Source organism: Sphingomonas natans (assembly GCF_030546695.1).
Lineage (GTDB): Bacteria > Pseudomonadota > Alphaproteobacteria > Sphingomonadales > Sphingomonadaceae > Sphingomonas_I > Sphingomonas_I natans.
In genome coordinates this window covers 47,936-64,990 of record NZ_JAUOTP010000007.1, presented here as the reverse complement: position 1 = coordinate 64,990, position 17,055 = coordinate 47,936, and the positions used below count along the sequence as shown (strand labels likewise).

General features: G+C 68.9%; 17 protein-coding genes and 1 tRNA gene. 10 read left to right on the top strand and 8 right to left on the bottom strand.

The features are described 5' to 3' along the window. The first annotated feature begins 56 nt into the window (after positions 1-56). From Q4F19_RS14960 to argC, 3 genes are all read left to right on the top strand, one after another. Complete coding sequence (locus Q4F19_RS14960) at positions 57-416, top strand: MarR family transcriptional regulator (RefSeq protein WP_303544408.1); 360 nt, start codon at positions 57-59, stop codon at positions 414-416. Positions 417-480: 64 nt separating this feature from the next. Further along, entirely contained in the window at positions 481-1,269 is a 789-nt protein-coding gene (locus tag Q4F19_RS14955) for a C40 family peptidase (RefSeq protein WP_303543967.1), read from the top strand. Beyond that, complete coding sequence (gene argC / locus Q4F19_RS14950; RefSeq protein ID WP_303543964.1) at positions 1,266-2,201, top strand: N-acetyl-gamma-glutamyl-phosphate reductase; 936 nt, start codon at positions 1,266-1,268, stop codon at positions 2,199-2,201. The genes Q4F19_RS14955 and argC overlap by 4 nt, the downstream gene beginning before the upstream one ends. Before the next feature lie 37 nt (positions 2,202-2,238). Here argC and Q4F19_RS14945 read toward each other — a convergent pair whose 3' ends face one another. Continuing rightward, on the bottom strand, positions 2,239-3,039 hold the full coding sequence (locus tag Q4F19_RS14945; protein ID WP_303543961.1) for an SDR family NAD(P)-dependent oxidoreductase: 801 nt from the start codon (positions 3,037-3,039) through the stop codon (positions 2,239-2,241). A 65-nt stretch (positions 3,040-3,104) separates the two neighbouring features. On the opposite strand from Q4F19_RS14945, the gene Q4F19_RS14940 reads away from it, so the two are divergent. Next, positions 3,105-3,572, top strand: a complete 468-nt coding sequence (locus tag Q4F19_RS14940; protein ID WP_303543958.1) for a winged helix-turn-helix transcriptional regulator — start codon at positions 3,105-3,107, stop codon at positions 3,570-3,572. Here the strand turns inward: Q4F19_RS14940 and Q4F19_RS14935 are convergent. Next, positions 3,551-3,625 (bottom strand) — tRNA-Thr (locus Q4F19_RS14935). The two genes, Q4F19_RS14940 and Q4F19_RS14935, sit on opposite strands and share 22 nt — an antisense overlap. A gap of 103 nt (positions 3,626-3,728) precedes the next feature. On the opposite strand from Q4F19_RS14935, the gene Q4F19_RS14930 reads away from it, so the two are divergent. After that, complete coding sequence (locus tag Q4F19_RS14930; RefSeq protein WP_303543956.1) at positions 3,729-3,899, top strand: hypothetical protein; 171 nt, start codon at positions 3,729-3,731, stop codon at positions 3,897-3,899. Between the two features lie 47 nt (positions 3,900-3,946). Here Q4F19_RS14930 and Q4F19_RS14925 read toward each other — a convergent pair whose 3' ends face one another. Together Q4F19_RS14925 and Q4F19_RS14920 are read right to left on the bottom strand one after the other, a co-directional pair. Then, positions 3,947-5,740, bottom strand: a complete 1,794-nt coding sequence (locus tag Q4F19_RS14925) for an aminopeptidase P family protein (protein ID WP_303543953.1) — start codon at positions 5,738-5,740, stop codon at positions 3,947-3,949. Positions 5,741-5,974: 234 nt separating this feature from the next. Further along, a complete protein-coding gene (locus Q4F19_RS14920) occupies positions 5,975-6,862 on the bottom strand; it encodes a dienelactone hydrolase family protein (protein WP_303544405.1) in 888 nt (295 codons plus the stop codon). 220 nt (positions 6,863-7,082) lie between these two features. Here Q4F19_RS14920 and Q4F19_RS14915 point away from each other — a divergent pair, with 220 nt between their 5' ends. Both Q4F19_RS14915 and Q4F19_RS14910 read left to right on the top strand, forming a co-directional pair. Beyond that, on the top strand, positions 7,083-9,143 hold the full coding sequence (locus Q4F19_RS14915; RefSeq protein WP_303543950.1) for a S9 family peptidase: 2,061 nt from the start codon (positions 7,083-7,085) through the stop codon (positions 9,141-9,143). Positions 9,144-9,440: 297 nt separating this feature from the next. Next, a complete protein-coding gene (locus Q4F19_RS14910) occupies positions 9,441-11,525 on the top strand; it encodes a TonB-dependent receptor (protein WP_431312409.1) in 2,085 nt (694 codons plus the stop codon). Positions 11,526-11,639: 114 nt separating this feature from the next. Here the strand turns inward: Q4F19_RS14910 and Q4F19_RS14905 are convergent, their stop codons facing one another. The 3 genes from Q4F19_RS14905 to Q4F19_RS14895 all read right to left on the bottom strand — a co-directional run bounded on the left by Q4F19_RS14905 (position 11,640) and on the right by Q4F19_RS14895 (position 14,332). Next, complete coding sequence (locus Q4F19_RS14905; protein ID WP_303543947.1) at positions 11,640-13,151, bottom strand: ABC transporter permease/substrate-binding protein; 1,512 nt, start codon at positions 13,149-13,151, stop codon at positions 11,640-11,642. Between the two features lie 136 nt (positions 13,152-13,287). Then, complete coding sequence (locus Q4F19_RS14900) at positions 13,288-14,046, bottom strand: ATP-binding cassette domain-containing protein (protein ID WP_303543945.1); 759 nt, start codon at positions 14,044-14,046, stop codon at positions 13,288-13,290. Beyond that, the gene (locus tag Q4F19_RS14895; RefSeq protein WP_303543942.1) at positions 14,039-14,332 is read right to left on the bottom strand and encodes a 4a-hydroxytetrahydrobiopterin dehydratase; all 294 of its coding nucleotides are present in this window, start codon (positions 14,330-14,332) and stop codon (positions 14,039-14,041) included. Before Q4F19_RS14895 ends, Q4F19_RS14900 begins: the two co-directional genes overlap by 8 nt. A 49-nt stretch (positions 14,333-14,381) precedes the next feature. Here Q4F19_RS14895 and Q4F19_RS14890 point away from each other — a divergent pair, with 49 nt between their 5' ends. From Q4F19_RS14890 to Q4F19_RS14880, 3 genes are read left to right on the top strand one after another with little or no spacing between them, the layout of a single operon-like run. Continuing rightward, positions 14,382-14,798 carry a metallopeptidase family protein gene (locus Q4F19_RS14890; protein ID WP_303543940.1) on the top strand — a complete coding sequence of 139 codons (417 nt, stop codon included), beginning with the start codon at positions 14,382-14,384 and terminating at the stop codon, positions 14,796-14,798. After that, the gene (gene ccmA, locus Q4F19_RS14885; protein WP_303543938.1) at positions 14,795-15,373 is read left to right on the top strand and encodes a heme ABC exporter ATP-binding protein CcmA; all 579 of its coding nucleotides are present in this window, start codon (positions 14,795-14,797) and stop codon (positions 15,371-15,373) included. The genes Q4F19_RS14890 and ccmA overlap by 4 nt, the downstream gene beginning before the upstream one ends. Next, positions 15,370-16,017 carry a heme exporter protein CcmB gene (locus tag Q4F19_RS14880; RefSeq protein WP_303543936.1) on the top strand — a complete coding sequence of 216 codons (648 nt, stop codon included), beginning with the start codon at positions 15,370-15,372 and terminating at the stop codon, positions 16,015-16,017. Before ccmA ends, Q4F19_RS14880 begins: the two co-directional genes overlap by 4 nt. 134 nt (positions 16,018-16,151) lie before the next feature. Here the strand turns inward: Q4F19_RS14880 and Q4F19_RS14875 are convergent, their stop codons facing one another. Then, on the bottom strand, positions 16,152-17,021 hold the full coding sequence (locus tag Q4F19_RS14875) for a class I SAM-dependent methyltransferase (protein WP_303543935.1): 870 nt from the start codon (positions 17,019-17,021) through the stop codon (positions 16,152-16,154). Positions 17,022-17,055 lie beyond the last annotated feature (34 nt).

Below are 17,055 nucleotides of genomic sequence, written 5' to 3'. Positions count from 1 at the left end.
CTGCTGGAGTGTTAACTCAGCCGGGAGGATGTTTCGGACGAGAGGCCGTGCTTATGATGCATGACAATATTCTTGCGGAGTGGATGCAGACGCTGGTCGGCTATGTGCGCTCGGGCCAGCCCGATCTCACGAACCGCCAGATGGCGCTGCTTTTGCTCGTCTATCTGACCCCCGGCCCGCACACGGTGCGCGGCCTTGCCAAGTCGCTCGGCGTCTCGAAGCCCGTCGTCACCCGCGCCTTGAACACGCTCGGCGCGCTCGGCTATCTGCGCCGCGAACGCGACGAAGCCGACCGGCGCAACATCTTCATCGCGCATACCGACGTGGGGGCACATTTCCTTGAAGGCTTCGGAGGTCTCATCGACAGCGACGCGGAGAAGCTCCTCGCCCGCCAGCTGCGCCACGCGCCCGCCTGAACGCGTCTTCCTCGACGGCCCCTCGCGGCGGCTGGACCCGCGCGTCCATGCCTATCGGAAGGACGTGGCCGACATCGCGCTCGCCCAGCATCTCTTCGCCCCGCATTATGCCGCCGCCACGCGCTGCCATGTGACGGCGGCTTCCTGCCCGATCTTCGCCGAGCCATCTTCCACCGCACGCGCCGTCTCTCAGCTCGTCCTCGGCGAGGGGTTCGACATATTCGATGTCGTCGCCGGCTGGGCATGGGGGCGGTGCGCGCATGACGATTATGTCGGCTATTTGCCCGTCGCGCGGCTCGGCCCGATCGCCGACGCGAGCCACCGGATCGCCGTCCCCAGCGCGCTCGTCTTCGCAAGCCCGGACATCAAGGCGCCGGTGCTTGCGCACTGGCCGATCGGCGCGCGCTTCGCCGGCACGGAAAACGGCGCGTTCCTGGAGACCGAGGCGGGCTTTGTCCACATGCGCCATGCGCTTCCCCTCGATGCCCGGCGCGACCTGCTCGCCACCGCGACCGCGCTGATCGGCCAGCCTTATCTTTGGGGCGGGCGCGGCGGCGGCGGCATCGACTGTTCGGGGCTCGTGCAGGTCGCCTGCGATTTCGCCGGCATCGCCGCGCCGCGCGACAGCGACATGCAGCGCGAGGGACTGGGCACAAAGCTGGACCCCGATGCGCCGGCCTTGCCCGGCGACCTCGTCTTCTTCCCCGGCCATGTCGGGCTGATGCTCGACGAAACGCGCCTGATCCACGCCAATGCCTTTGCGATGGCGGTGGCGGTGGAGCCCTTGGTTGACGTGGTCGCGCGCCTACATCAGGAGCCCGCTCCCATATTGAAGCGGCGGAGGATCGCATGAAGATATTCGTCGACGGTGCGGTCGGCACGACCGGGCTGGAGATCGGCGAGCGGCTCGCCGGCCGCCCCGAAATCGAATTGCTGACGCTGAGCGAAGCGCTGCGGAAGGACGCGAGCGCGCGCGGCGACGCGCTCAACGCCGCCGACATCGTCATCCTGTGCCTGCCCGACGATGCGGCGCGCGAAGCGGTGGCCTTGCTGGAGGGATCCTCGACGCGGATCATCGACGCGTCGACCGCGCACCGGATCGCGCCGGGCTGGGCGTACGGCTTTCCCGAGCTGGAGCCGGGTTGCCGCGAGGCGATCGGCGCGGCGGACTATGTCGCCAATCCGGGCTGCTATCCGACCGGCTTCCTTGCGCTCGTGCGACCGCTCGTGCGCGCCGGGCTGTTGCCGGCGGATGCTTTGCTGTCGGTCAATGCGACCTCGGGCTATTCGGGCGGCGGCAAATCGATGATCGCCTCGTTCGAGGATCCCGCCGATCCGGCCGCGACCGACACGGCCTTCCGGACCTATGCGATGAACCTCGCGCACAAGCATGCGCCCGAAATGACCGTCCATGCCGGCCTCACGCATGCGCCGATCTTCCAGCCGGCGGTGGCGAAGACCTATCGCGGCATGATCGTGGAGGTGCCGCTGCATCTGCATGCCTTGCCCGGCACGGTGACCTTGGCGGATCTGCGCGCGGCGCTGGCCGATCATTATGCGGGGAGTGCCCTGGTGCGCGTCGTCGACAACGCCCCGCCGGTGATGACGATCGAGCAATTGGCGGGGACCGACCGGATCGACCTGTTCGTCTATGGCGACGAGAAAGCCGGCCAGGCGCGGCTGGTGGCCGCGCTCGACAATCTCGGCAAGGGCGCGGCTGGTGCCGCGGTGCAGAACATGAATCTGATGGCGGGACTACCCGAGACGGCGGGGCTGCAGCTCTAGGGACTGCCCCCTCCCCAAGGGAGGGGGCCAGAGGTGCTCAGGCGGGCACGGCCACGCGATAGCGGGCCGCGACGTCGCGGCGGGAGAGGCCTGGGGCGAGCGCCTTGCGGGCGGCGTCATAGGCCAGATATTGGCCTTCGTCCGCGAGCGGCGGGATCGTGACCGTCTCGCCGGAATCGAAGCCGGCGAGCGCGGCATCGACGAGATCGTCGACCTCCATCACCATCTCCGCCGGGAAGGCATCGACGTCCTTGCCCGATCGCTCCCAAATCTCGGTGCGCGTGGCGCCCGGCAGCACTGCCTGCACGCGCAGCTTGCTCTCGGCATAGGCCTTGGCGAGGCCGAGCGTGAGATTGAGGATATAGGCCTTGCTGCCGCTATAGACGCCGTCGAACAGCTCCGGCGCGAGCGCGAGGACCGAGGCGATGTTGATGATCGCGCCGCCGCGTTCGACGAAGACCTTGCCCGCGGCGGAAGCGAGTAGGGTCGGCGCGGTGATGTTGAGCGCGATGATCCGCTGGAGCGCGGACGCATCATTGTCGATCAGGCCGCCGTTGAGCGACATGCCGGCATTGTTGACGAGCAAGGTGATCGACGCATCGGTGGCGAGGCGATCGGCGACGGTCGCAAGATCGATCGGATCGGTCAGATCGGCGCGGAGCACCTCGACCGTGCGGCCGGTCTCCTCGCCGAGCCTCTCGGCGAGCGCGGCGAGACGGGCGCCGTCGCGCGCGACGAGGATCAGATCGTAGCCGCGCTTCGCCAGACGATCGGCATAGACCGCGCCGATGCCCGTCGACGCGCCCGTCACCAGCGCTCTCCCTCGTATATCCGTCATGAAAATCGTCCTTCGTCCAAGTCAGTTGCACTATGATAGGAAGTCACTATCTGTTTGCAATGGACATGAGCAAAGAATGTGAGGGCCCCTGCCCCGTCGCGCGCGGGCTGGCGCGCGTCGGCGATGCATGGAGCATGCTGATCCTGCGCGATGCAGGCTTCGGCCTGACGCGCTTCGACCAGTTTCGCAGCCACCTCGGCATCGCCCCCAATATCCTGACGCGGCGGCTGCGCGCGCTGACCGAGGCGGGGCTGCTCGAGAAGCGCCGCTACAGCGAGCGGCCGCCGCGCGACGAATATGTGCTGACCCAGGCGGGCCGCGATTTCCTGCCCGTCCTGCTCGTGATCGGCGAATGGGGGCGTGCCCATCACGGCGAAGGCGGCACGACCTATTCGGTGGACGCCGAGACGGGACGGAGGCTGGAGCCGGTGGTCGTCGACAAGGCGACCGGGCGGCCGATCGGCAGCTTCCGGATCGCGCTGGCCGGGCCGGACGGATCAGGCGGGGATGCTGGTGCTGCCGGTGAGGATTGAACTCACGACCTCAGCCTTACCAAGGATGCGCTCTACCACTGAGCTACGGCAGCACGGCCAGCATGTGACCCTCCCCTTGCGGGAAGGTGGCGCCTATGGCGAAGCGGGGCGGCGAGGTCAATGGCAAGCGGGCGGCGGGCGCGCTATGAGTGGGTCATGGCCAAGGACGATCCTGCGCGCGATGCCCGGCTGGCCGAGGCGCTGCGTGTGAATTTGCGCAGGCGTAAGGCGCAGGCGCGCGCGGCGGAGGTGCCGGCGGCGGAGGCCCCGAGCCTATATGGTGAAGTGCCCGGTACTCCGGCGGAGGCCGGAGCGCAGGAGGACTAGCGGCGCGCTTTTTGGCCTGGGCTCCGGCCTTCGCCGGAGCACGGTAGTTAGAGCGGCGCGGTTGCGCTCTTGAGCCAGGCAGCGGCTTCGTCCTCGAGCTGCGGGCCCACCACCTCTGCGACCCTGGCATGATAGCCATCGACCCAGGCGCGCTCGGCGGGGGTCACCAGCGCTAGATCGATGAGCGTGCGGTCGATCGGGGCGAAGGTGAGCGTCTCGAAGCCCAGCAGCGCCTTCTCCGCGCCGGGAACGTCGCGCGGCTCGACCAGCACGAGATTCTCGATGCGGATGCCATATTCGCCGGTCTTGTAATAACCGGGCTCGTTCGAGAGGATCATCCCCGCCTGCAGGGGCTCGTCGCCGCCGACGAAGGCGCCGCCGACGGGGGCGATGCGCTGCGGGCCTTCGTGGACCGCGAGGAAGGCGCCGACGCCGTGGCCGGTGCCGTGCGCATAATCGAGCCCCGCCGCCCACAGATATCGGCGCGCGAGCGTATCGAGCTGGCCGCCGCGTGTGCCCGCCGGGAAGACCGCGCTGGCCAGCGCGATATGGCCCTTCAGCACGCGGGTGAAGCGATCGCGCATCTCAGGGCTGGGCGTGCCGATCGCGACGGTGCGCGTCACATCGGTGGTGCCGTCCTGATATTGGCCGCCCGAATCGACGAGATAGAGCGAGTTCAGCTCCAGCGGGCGGTTGCTCTCCTCGCTCACGCGATAGTGGACGACCGCGCCATTGGGGCCGGCGCCCGAGATCGTATCGAAGGACAGATCGCGTAGGCGCCCGGTTTCCTCGCGGAAGGCGAGCAGCCTGTCCTGCGCGGAGAGTTCGGTGACGCCGCCCTTGGGCGCCTCGATCGAGAGCCAATGGAGGAAGCGGCTGAGCGCGGCACCATCGCGCGCCTGCGCGGCGCGGTGGCCGGCCTGCTCGGCCGCATTCTTGATCGCCTTGGGGAGTATGGCGGGGTCGCGCAGCGGCAGCACCCTGGCCCCTGCCCCTTCCAGCGTGCCGAAGATGGCGGCGACGGCGCGATCGGGATCGACGACGATCGTCTTGCCGGCGAGGCCGCCCAGATGATCGGCGAAGGCATCGCGCGGATGAAGGCGGACCGCGTTGCCGAGATGCTGGCGGACGTCGTCGGTGAGCTTGTCGGGCGCGACGAACAGGTCGGCGGTGCCGTCCGCGCCGACGAGTGCGTAGGCCAAGGCGACGGGGGTGCGATCGACATCGGCGCCGCGGACGTTGAACGTCCAGGCGATCGAATCGAGCGCGGAGAGGACGGCAGCATCCGCGCCCTTGGCCGTCAGCCAGTCGGCGATCTCGGCGCGCTTCTCGGCCGAGGAGCGGCCGGCGAGCTCGGTCGGCTGGACGACGAGCCGCGCGTCGGACGGCAAGGGCCGGTCGTGCCAGACCGCGTCCACAGGATTGGTCTCGACCGCGACGAGCATGGCGCCTTTCGCCTTCAGCGCGGCGGTCGCCTGCTGGACCCAGCTCTTGGTGTGCAGCCAGGGATCGTAGCCGATGCGCGCGCCCTGCGGCGCATGTTCGGCGAGCCACTGGGCGGCGCTGGTCTGGGGGACGGACTGATAGGACCAGTTCGCGCCGTCGACCTGTTCGCGGACCTGCAGCGTGTAGCGGCCATCGGTGAAGATCGCGGCCTCGGCGGGGAGCACGACCGCCGAGCCCGCCGAACCCTGGAAGCCCGTCAGCCAGGCGAGGCGCTGCGCATAGGCGCCGACATATTCGGACATATGCTCGTCGGTCAGCGGTACGACGAAGCCGTCGAGGCGGCGGCGGGCGAGTTCGTCGCGAAGCGCGGCGAGGCGGTCTGCGTGGGTGGACATGAACCGCATGTAGGCCTGCTCGGGGCGGTTGTTCAGCCCCCTGTGTCGGGGAAGAAGAAAGTCGGTTCACGCGGAGACGCGGAGACGCGGAGGCGCGGAGGCGCGGAGATGTGGCGCTATCGCCGCACCGCGGCGCTCGTCCCTACAGCGCCGAGCAGGAGCAGTGCGCTTCGCGCGGGGCGCACCATCTCCGCGTCTCCGCGTCTCCGCGTGAACCCACTTTCTTCCTTCCGGTCAGGCCAGGGTGCGCTTGAACAAGGCGATCGTGCGCGCCCAGGCCAGATCCGCCGCTTCCTTGTTGAAGCGCGGGGTCGTGTCGTTGTTGAAGCCGTGCTCGACGCCCGGATAGACATAGCCGACATGGCGCACGCCCGCGGCGGTCAGCGCCTTCTCGTAATCGGGCCACAGGCCGACGAGGCGCGTGTCGTTGCCGGCATGCTGGACGAGGATTTCCGCCTTGATCTTGGGCACGTCGGCCAGCACCGGCGGGGCGCCGTAGAAGGGGACGGCGGCGAGGAGCGTGGGAACGCGCGTCGCCAGCATGTTCACGATGCCGCCGCCATAGCAGAAGCCGACCGCGCCGAGCTTGCCGTTGCCGTCGGGCAGGCCTTGCGCCCACGCCGCGGCGGCGAGAAAATCCTCCTGGACCTTGGCCTGATCGAGCTTGGGGAACAGCGCGCGCGCCGCATCCTCGGTGCCCGGATAGCCGCCGAGCGAGGTGAGCGCATCGGGCGCGACGGCGATGAAGCCGTCGACCGCGAGGCGGCGGGCAATATCCTCGATATGCGGATTGAGCCCGCGATTCTCGTGGACGACGAGCACGACGGGCTTCTTCTTCTTGGGCGAGGTGCCCGCGGGCTTGGCGACATAGGCCTTGATCGTGCCGTCGCCCTTGGGCGCGGCGATCTCGACCGTGGAGACGCTGATCCGCTTGTCGGCGGGGGCGATGACCTGCGCCGAGGCGAAATCGGGGCTCAATGCGGCGAGCACGCCCGTCGCGGCGGCGACCGAGCCGGTATAGAGCGCGGCCTTCGCGATGAAGCCGCGGCGATCGATCGCGCCGTGGACGAAGGCATCGAACAGATCGAGCAACTCGCGGGAAAAGGCGCTGCTTCCGGGCATGTCGGCCACAATTCTCTCCTCATCGCCGCGACTCGCGGAAGTTGACAAAGTTGACACTACGTCACCCCCCGCTGCCCCACCTCCGCGCGAGATTGCCGTCGCGCAGAGAGGAAAGGGACGCCAGCGGGATCATCCCGGGAGCGTGACAGAGCTTGGTCCTGTAGGAAAGAGCCGATCGCATGGCTTGCGATGAGGGGCGCGCATCCCCACACCGGACGCGATGATCACGCCCGCAGACCTGCCGCCCCCGCCCCGCGCGAACCGCATCTCCCACACGACGACCGTCCATGGCACGACGCTGGACGATCCCTATCAGTGGCTGAAGGATCCCGGCTATCCCGAGGTGAAGGACGAGGCGGTCCTCTCCTATCTGCGCGAAGAGAATGCCTATTTCGAGGCGGCGATGGCGCCGCGCGCCGAGCTCGTCGAGGCGATCTTCCAGGAGATGAAGGGGCGGATGAAGGAGGACGAATCCTCCGTGCCGCGCAAGGACGGCGAGTATCTCTATTGGTGGGCGTATGAGACGGGCAGCCAATATCCGCGGCGCTGGCGCAAGCCGGTTGGGGGTGGCGCGGACCAACTGATGCTGGACGAGGCGGCCGAGGCCGAGGGCAAGGCCTACTTCCGGCTCGCGGCGTTCACGGTGAGCCCCGATGGCAAGCTCCTTGCCTGGTCGGCCGACGAGAGCGGCGCCGAGCGCTTCACTTTACGCATCCGCGATCTGGCGACGGGCGCGGACGTGGAGACGGTCAGCGCGGTCACCAATGGTGGAGTGGTCTGGTCGAGCGACAGCCAGCGGATTGTCTTCACCGAGGTCAACGACAATTGGCGCAGCTATCGCGCGCGGCTGCATGCGCTGGGCAGCGATCCCGCGACCGCGACGACGCTCTACGAGGAGGCCGACGAGGGCTTCCGCGTCGCGGTCGGCGGCACGCAGGACCGGCAGTGGATCCAGATCGCGACCGGCGACAACCAGACGAGCGAAATCCGGATCGTGCCCGCCGCCGATCCCGCCGGGGCGCAGACGCTCATCTCGCCGCGGCAGGTGAAGCGGCAATATGCGGTCGACAGCGCGCACGGGAAGCTCTGGATCCTGACCAACGACGATCATGTGAACTTCCGCCTGGCCTCGGCCGATCCGGCCGCGCCCGAGGTTTGGGAGACGGTGATCGCCGGCTCCGACGAGACCTATTTGACCGGCCATGCGAGCTTCGCGAAGCATCTCGCGGTCTCGGCGCGGATCGGCGGGCTCGACCAGATCCTGCTGCGCACCTACGAAGGCGACACGCACGCCATCGCCTTTCCCGAGGCGAGCTACAGCGCCGGGCTCGGCGGCAATCCCGAATATGATCCCGAAGCCTATCGGATCGGCTATTCGTCGCTCGTCACGCCTTCGACCGTGTACGACTATCACCCCGCCGAGCGCCGGCTGGAGATGCTCAAGGTGCAGGAAGTGCCGTCGGGCTACGACGCGTCGCTCTATGCGACCGAGCGGCTGTCGGTGCCCGCGCGCGACGGCAAGGCGATCCCCGTCTCGATCGTCTATCCGAAGGGCTTCCCCAAAGACGGAACGGGCAAGGTCTTCCTCTATGCTTATGGCGCCTACGGCCATGCGATCCCGCCGAACTTTTCCAGCGGGCGGCTGAGCCTGCTCGATCGCGGCTGGGCCTATGCGATCGCGCATATCCGTGGCGGCGACGATCTCGGCTACGACTGGTACCTACAGGGCAAGGCGACGCAGCGCTGGAACACGTTCCGCGACTTCACCGATGCGGCCAAGGGGCTGATCGCGGCGGGCTTCGCGCGAGCCGGCGGGATCGCGATCAACGGCGGGTCGGCGGGCGGCGAGCTGATGGGGGTCGTCGCCAACACCGATCCCGCTCTGTGGGGGGCGGTGGTGGCGGACGTGCCCTTCGTCGACGTGCTCAACACGATGCAGGACGAGAGTCTGCCGCTGACCCCGGGCGAATGGCCCGAATGGGGCAATCCGATCACCGACGCGGACGCGTTCCGCCTGATCCTCGATTACTCGCCCTACGAGAATGTCGCCGCCCAGGCTTACCCGCCGATGCTGATCACGGGCGGGCTCAACGATCCGCGCGTGACCTATTGGGAGCCGGCGAAATGGGCGGCGCGGCTGCGCGCGACCAAGACCGACGACGCCTTGCTGCTACTCAAGATCAATATGGGCGCCGGCCATGGCGGCAAATCGGGGCGCTACGAATCGCTCCACGAGCGCGCCGAGGCTTATGCGTTCGTGATCGACCAGATGGGCGGCTGACCGCCGCGAATCGTCATGCTGAACTTGTTTCAGCATCCATGGACCGTCCGAAGCGGCGAGTGGGACGGCCGATCTCGGTTCATGGATCCTGAAACGAGTTCAGGATGACAGATGTCATGGCGCGCAGAACGTTGTGGCATCGCTGCCGCAGGCCGCCGCGAAATCGCCCCGCCCCGCTCCGGTTCATCCTCCAGCTAGCATCCTGCGCCGAACCGTGCTGCGGCTGCGAAGAATGTGCTTGATACAATATATCATCGCGCTATTGCTGCCGACACGAGACACGGAAGCGGGAATCACATGCGGGTTTTGAAAGCGGGATTGCTGGCCGGAACGATGCTGCTGCCAGTTGCGGCGGCCTTGGCCGAGGATGCCGGGCCGCCGACCGGCGCCGACATCGTCGTCACCGCGCCGCTGTCGCGCTCGCGAGAAGATGTGATTGCCGGCGTCTCGGTCCTGTCCGGCACCGAGCTTGCGCAGAACCTGAAGCCCACGATCGCGGAGACGCTCGCGCGCACGCCCGGCGTCTCGGCCAGTTCGTTCGGGCCGAGCGCGTCGCGGCCGATCCTGCGCGGCTTCCAGGGCGATCGCGTGCGCGTGCTGACCGACGGCGTCGGCAGCTTCGACGCGTCCACCGCCAGCGTCGATCATGCGGTCGTCATCAATCCCCTGCTCGCCGAGCGGATCGAGGTCGTGCGCGGGCCCTCCGCCCTGCTGTACGGCTCCGAGGCGATCGGCGGCGTCGTCAACGTCATGGACACGCGCATCCCGCGCACCATTCCCGAGAACGGCTATCGCCTGACCGCGCAGGGCACTTATGGCAGCGCCTCGAACGAGCGCTCCGGCGGCGTCGCGGCGGACGTGAAGGCGGCCGACAATCTCGTCCTCCATGTCGACGGCAGCTATCTCAAGACGGGCGACCAGCGGATCGGCGGCTATGCGCTGACCCCGGCCTTGCGCCAGCAGGCGCTGGCGACCGCGGCGGCGGGCGGCGATCCCACTGGCGAGATCGACTTTGCGGGCAATGCGGCGGTGAAGGACAAGCTTCCCAACACGCAGGCCAAGACCTGGGAAGTCGGCGTCGGCGCGACGGTGATCACCGAGACGGGCAGCCTGGGCTTCTCCTACAGCCATTATGACAGCCTCTACGGCGTGCCGATCCGCTACGCGACGCAGCTCGGCGAGGAACAGGAAGCGCCGCGCATCGACGTTGCGCAGGACCGGATCGACGCGCGCGCACAGATCGACACGGGCGGCAATTTGCTGGAGGCGATCCGCTTCCGGTTGGGTGCGGCGCGCTATCGCCATTACGAGCTGGAAGAAGATAACAGCATCGGCACCGCTTTCTACAATCAGGGCATGGAAGGCCGGCTGGAGCTGGCGCAGGCGCAGCATGGCGCGTGGCGCGGCGTGACCGGCGCGCAGTTCGTCTATCGCGACTTCGACGTCGTCGGCGACGAGGCGTTCCTGCCGCGCACCCAGACCGACCAGCAGGGCGTGTTCACGCTGCAGCAGCTCGATTATGGCAGCTTCAAGATCGAGGCGGGTGGCCGCTACGAACATTCGATCGCCGAGGGCAAGCCGCGCCCCGACCAGCCCCAGTTCCTCGCCGCCAAGGAGAGCTTCGATCTGCTCTCGGGCTCGCTCGGCGCGTCGGTGGCGGTGACGGACGGGATCAAGATCGGGCTCAACCTCTCGCATTCCGAGCGCGCGCCGTCCGCCGAGGAGTTGTTCGCCAACGGCCCGCATGCCGGCACCGAAGCATTCGAGATCGGCGAACCCGGCCTCGCCAAGGAAAAGGCCAACGGTGCCGAGGCGGTGCTGCACATCCACGGCCACGGCTTCGACATCGAGGGATCGGCCTACTACACGCGCTTCGCCAATTATATCGACGATCTGCCGACCGGCACGCTGGAGGATGGCCTGCCTGTCTTCCAGACTCGCCAGGGCAAGGCGCGTTATTATGGCTTCGAGGCGCAGGGCTCGCTGGATCTCGCGCATATCGGCGCGACGACGATCGCGCTGGATGCGCTCGCCGATTATGTGAATGCGCAGATCCTGGACGTGGGGCCGGCGCCGCGCATCCCGCCGCTGCGCGTGCTGGGCGGGATCGAGGCGCGCGGCGGGCAGGTGTTCGGCCGGGCCGAAGTGGAGCGCGCCGCCAGCCAGGACCGGATCTCGGACTTCGAAACCGAGACCAAGGGCTGGACGACGGTCAACGCCTCGATCGGCGTGCATCCCTTCGCGGATCGCAAGGGGACGAGCATCATCCTTTCCGCCAACAACCTGTTCGACGTGACCGCGCGGCGCGCCTCGTCCTTCCTCAAGGATTATGCGCCGCTCGCGGGCCGCGACATCCGGGTGACGGCGCGCTTCCAGCTTTGAGATAGGGCCGAGCGCGCGCTTCCCTCTCCGTTTGCCCTGAGCCTGTCGAAGGGCCGTCCTTCTTTTACGGTGAAAGAAGAAGGACGGTGCTTCGACGGGCTCCGCACGAACGGGCTATTTGGTGATCGCCCTGCCCAGCCACGTCGCCGCGGCATCGGGTGTCTGCTTCCCCGCGTCGCGATCGACCTGATAATTGGCCTCGCGCATCGCCTCGACCGGGATCGCGCCGATCAGCGGGCGGAGCGCGGCGAGGAAGCGGGCGTCGCGGGCGCGCCGGGGACTGGCGAGCAGCACCGCATCGTAGCGCGGCATCGCCTGCTTCGGATCGCTGAGCACCACGAGATGGTCGGCGGCGATCCGCCCGTCCGACGAGAAGGCCGAGATCACGTCGGCCTGTCCGCTCGCCAGCGCGCGATACATGAAGGTCGGGTTGTAGGCGCGCTGGTCGCGGAAGCGGAGCCCGTACGCCTGGCGGATCGCCGCCCATTCGGGGCGATCGAGGAATTCGAGATCGGCACCGAGCGCCAGCGTCGGCGCGCGCGCAGCGAGATCGGCGAGGCTCGCGATGCCTGCGCCGGGGCGCGTCGCCAGCGCATAGGCATTTTCGAAGCCGAGCGGGCCGACGAGCGCGGTCTTGGGGCCCGCGGCCATCCATTTGGCCATTTCGGCCAGCATTTCTGCGCGCGGGACGACATCCGTGCGGCCCATCGCGCCCGTCCAGAGCGTCCCCGCATAATCGACATAGACATCGACATCGCCCGCCGCGAGCGCGCGATAGGCAACCGCCGAGCCGAGCCCCTCGCGATAGGAGACGCGGTAGCCCGCCGCCCCCAGCCGCGCGCCGATCAGCCGTGCGAGGATGAACTGCTCGGAGAAATTCTTGGCGCCGACGACCACCGTCTGCTGGCGCGGGGCGAGGAGCGGCGCGAAGGCGGCGGCGAGGCCGATCGCGAGCAGGCCCGCGCCGATCAGGATCGGCAGCTTGCGGCGTTTCGCGAGGCCGCGTTCGACTAAAGCCAGCAACAGATCGACGGCGATGGCGAGGCCGGCCGCGCCGAGACAGCCGGCGAGGACGAGCGACCAATTCTCGGTCTGGAGCCCGGAGAAGATCGGATTGCCGAGGCTGGGATAGCCGATCGTCGTCGCCAGCGTCGCCGCGCCGATCGTCCAGACCGCGGCCGTGCGGATCCCCGCCATTGCAACGGGGGCCGCGAGCGGGATCTCGACCAGGCGCAGCTTCTGGCCCGGCGTCATGCCGACGCCGTCGGCAGCCTGCGCGACCGCCGGATCGATCCCGCCCAGCCCCGCGACGACGTTCCTAAGGATCGGCAGCAGCGCGTAGATCGTGAGCGCGAGCAGAGCGGGGAGAAAGCCCAAAGCGGGGATCGCGCCGCCGACGAACGACGAGAGCCACAGCAGGAGCGGATAGAAAAGCGCGAGCAGGGCCAGACCGGGGATCGTCTGCGCCAGGCTGGCCGCGCCGAGGATGACGCTGCCGAAGCGCGGGCGGCGCGCGGCGAGCAGCCCGAGCGGGAGCCCGATGAGGAGCGCGAGCCCCATCGCCGCGCTGGCGAGGAGCAGGTGGCTGGCGATGAGCGGGGGGAGTTGGGCGAGCGCTGGAATCATGCGCCCGGCCCTGGAATGTCGTCATCCTGAACTTGTTTCAGGATCCAAGACCCGCCCTTGCCACCGGGCCGCGCGCGGAAAGGCCGGGCCATGGATCCTGAAACGAGTTCAGGATGACGGTTGATGGCGGCGCACCTCATCCACCAATCGCCCGCAGCCGTTCGGCCTGTTCCTTGGGCACCGCGACCAAGGCCGCCGCCTCCGCCCCCGCCTCGCCCGCCAGCATCTCCCGCGGACTCGCATCGCCCACCACTCGGCCGCCGGCCATTACCACCACCCGATCCGCGAGCAGCAGAGCCTCGGCCATGTCGTGCGTGACGAGGATCGTCGTCAGTCCGAGCCGATCGTGGAGATCGCGCACCGTGCGCCCGAGCCGGTCGCGCGTGACGGGATCGAGCGCGCCGAACGGTTCGTCCATCAGCAGCAATTTGGCCTCGCTGCCCAAAGCGCGGGCGATGCCGACGCGCGCCTGTTCGCCGCCCGACAATTGCGCGGGCATCCGCGTCGCATAATCGGCGGGCAGGCCCACGCGCTCCAGCGCGGCCGCCACGTCCAGCGGCGGGCGGCCGGCGAGCCGCGCGGGCAGGCGGATATTCTCGGCGACGGTCATGTGCGGGAACAGCCCGACATTCTGGAAGCTGTAGCCGGTCGCCCGGCGCACCTCGACCGGATCGCGCCCGGCGATATCGACGCCGTCGCGCAGCACGCGGCCGCCGTCGGGCGCCTCCAGCCGGTTGGCCATCCGCAGCAAGGTCGACTTGCCCGATCCCGACGTGCCGACGAGCGCCACGAACTGGCCGGCGGGAATCGCGAGCGTCACCGCATCGACCGCGGCGGCGCCCCCATAGAGGCGGCTGACGGCCTCGTAAGAAAGCGCGGGAGCGGCCTCAGCCAAGAAGCGCGTCGATCTCGGCAGCGAGCGCGATGTCGCGTTGCGAGAGGCCGCCCGCGTCGTGCGTCGTCAGGAGCATGTCGACGCGATTCCAGACGTTCGTCCATTCGGGATGGTGATCGGACTTTTCGGCGAGCAGCGCGACCTTCGTCATGAAGCCGAACGCCTCGATGAAATCGGCGAAGACGAAGCGGCGTCGGATGCCGTCGCGCTCGGCGTCGGCGCTCCAGCCGGGGAGATCGGCAAGCGCGAGCGCGCGCTCCGCTTCGTTCAGGCGTCTGATCGTCATCGTCGTCCCCCGCTGGCGCACCGGCCACGCTCTGGCCTATGTCGCGCACATGGCGACGCCACGTCAAACCATCGCGCCCGATGCTGGGGCGATCGAGCGGATCGCGCGCGACGCGATCGCGCGCCTGCCGCACGCATTTCGCGCGCATCTCGGCAATGTCGTGCTGCAGATCGAGGAGTTCGCCGACGAGGAGACGCTGGCCGCGCTCGGCCTTAAGGATCCGTTCCAGCTGTCGGGGCTGTATTCGGGGCGGCCGATCGGCACCAAGTCGATCGACGACAGCGGCACATTGCCCGACATGATCCACCTCTACCGCCGCGCCCTGCTCGACGAATGGTGCGAGGGCGGCGAGACGCTGGAGACGCTCGTCGCGCATGTGATGATCCACGAGATCGGCCACCATTTCGGCCTCTCCGACGACGACATGCACGCGCTGGAGCAGGATGCGGGGCACGCGCCCGGATGAGTTGGCCCGCGCGGCTCGTGCTTCACGACCTGGCCTGCCTGCGCGGCGAACGGCTGCTGTTCGAGGGGATCGAACTGGCGCTCGCGCCGGGCGATTCCGCGCTCGTCACCGGCCCGAACGGGGCGGGCAAATCGAGCCTGTTGCGGATCATCGCCGGGCTGCTCGCACCGGCGGCGGGGCGGATCGAGCGCGACGGGAGCCTCGCGCTGGCGGCCGAGGCGGCGGCGCTGGATGCGGAGCGGCCGCTGCGCGCGGCGCTCGGCTTCTGGGCGCGGCTCGACGGGGCGAGCGAGGCGGCGCTCGACGAGGCGATGACGGCGATGGGGCTGGAGGCTCTGGCAGAGGTGCCGGTCGGCTGGCTCTCGACCGGGCAGCGCAAGCGCGCCGTGCTCGCGCGCACGATCGCGAGCGGCGCCGACATCTGGCTGCTCGACGAGCCGGGCAATGGGCTGGACGCTGGCGCGCTCGAAAGGCTGGGCGCGGCGATGGCGGCGCATCTGGCGGGAGGCGGGATACTCGTCGCCGCGAGCCATCAGCCGATCGGACTTGTCCCCACCTGCGAGCTGCGGCTGTGAAGGCGCTGGCCGGGCTTGTCGCGCGCGACCTGCGCATCGCCTGGGCGCAGGGCGGCGCGGTGCTGCCCTTGGTCTTCTATCTGCTGGTGGCGACGCTGCTGCCCTTCGCGATCGGGCCGGACAAGATCTTGCTGGCGCGGATCGGCGGGGGGCTGCTGCTGACCGCCGCCCTGCTTGCGGCCTTGCTCCCGGTCGAGCGTCTCGTCGCCCCCGATCTCGCCTCCGGCATGATCGACCAATGCGTGGTGCGCGGGATCGGCGAGGAGGCGATCGGCGTGGCGAAGCTCATCGCGCACTGGATCGCGTTCGGCCCGCCGCTGATGATCGCGACCTTGCCCGCCGCCGCCCTGCTGGGGCTGGACGGGTCGACGGTCGCGCGGCTGGAATTGGGCCTGGCGCTGGCGACGCCGGGGCTGGCGGCGCTGGCGGTGGCGACGGCGGCGCTGACCGCGGGCCTGCGCGGGGCCGGGGCGCTGTCGGGGCTGGTCATGCTGCCGCTGGCGATCCCCTTGCTGATCTTCGGCGCGGGTGCGCTGGGCGACGGCGGCGTCGGCGCGACAAAGCTGCTCGCGGCGACGAGCCTGCTGCTGGTGGCTGGGGCGCCGTTCGTCGCCGGGGCAGCCCTGCGGGCGGGACGGACATAATCTCCCGATCGCTCATCCTGAGGAGCTGCTGAGCCTGTCGAAGCAGCGTCTCGAAGGACAGTGCGAGTCCTTCGAGACGGGCCTTCGCCTTGGCTCAGTCCTCTCCTCAGGATGAGCGGACTTTGGAGAATCGACTAGTCCTTGGTCCACCGCGCAAAGATCGCCGTCGGCAGCAAGAGCCCGCGCGCTTCCTCGCGGACGGCCATTTCGCCGACCTCGATCCGGCCGCCGAGATCGCCCAGCGCCTGCTGGAGCAGATTGCCGATCGCCAGCGCCGACATGCGGACCGCATAGACGGTCAGGACGAGGAATTTGGAATTCTCGTCCAGCAACTGCCGGCAGTGCAGGATCAGGCCGGGCAGATGCTCCTCGAGCCGCCAGATCTCGCCGTCGGGACCGCGACCGAACTTGGGGGGATCGAGGACGATGCCGTCGTAGCGGCGCTCGCGCCGGACCTCGCGCGCGGCGAACTTGACCGCGTCGTCGACCATCCAGCGGATCGGGCGGTCGGTCATGTCGGACAGGAAGGCGTTCGACTTGCCGGCCTCGACCGACTTCTTCGACGCATCGACATGCGTGACCCTGGCGCCCTTGGCGGCCAGCGCGAGCGTGCCGATGCCGGTATAGCCGAACAGGTTGAGCATCTCGCTGCCTTCCGCGGTGCGCTCGCGCATCCACGACCATTGCGGCATCATGTCGGGGAAGAAAGCGAGGTGGCGGAAGGCGGTGTTCTGCGCCTGGAAGCGCAATTCCTCCCAGCGCAGGTGCCAGCCGCCGCGCGGGACATCGCGCGAGAGATGCCACTTGCCGCCACCCTCGTCGTCCGAGGCGGCGATAAAGTCGCCGTCGGCGGCCCAGCTCGTCGAGGCGGGCGCCCACATCGCCTGCGGCTCGGGGCGGATGAAGCGGAAGCGGCCATAGCGCTCAAGCTTCCGGCCGTGCCCCGAATCGACGAGCCCGTAATCGTCCCAGGGTTCGGTGACGAGGGTCTGGAAGTCGGTCATGATCCAATCCTCCCCGGCACGGGGAGGGGGACCG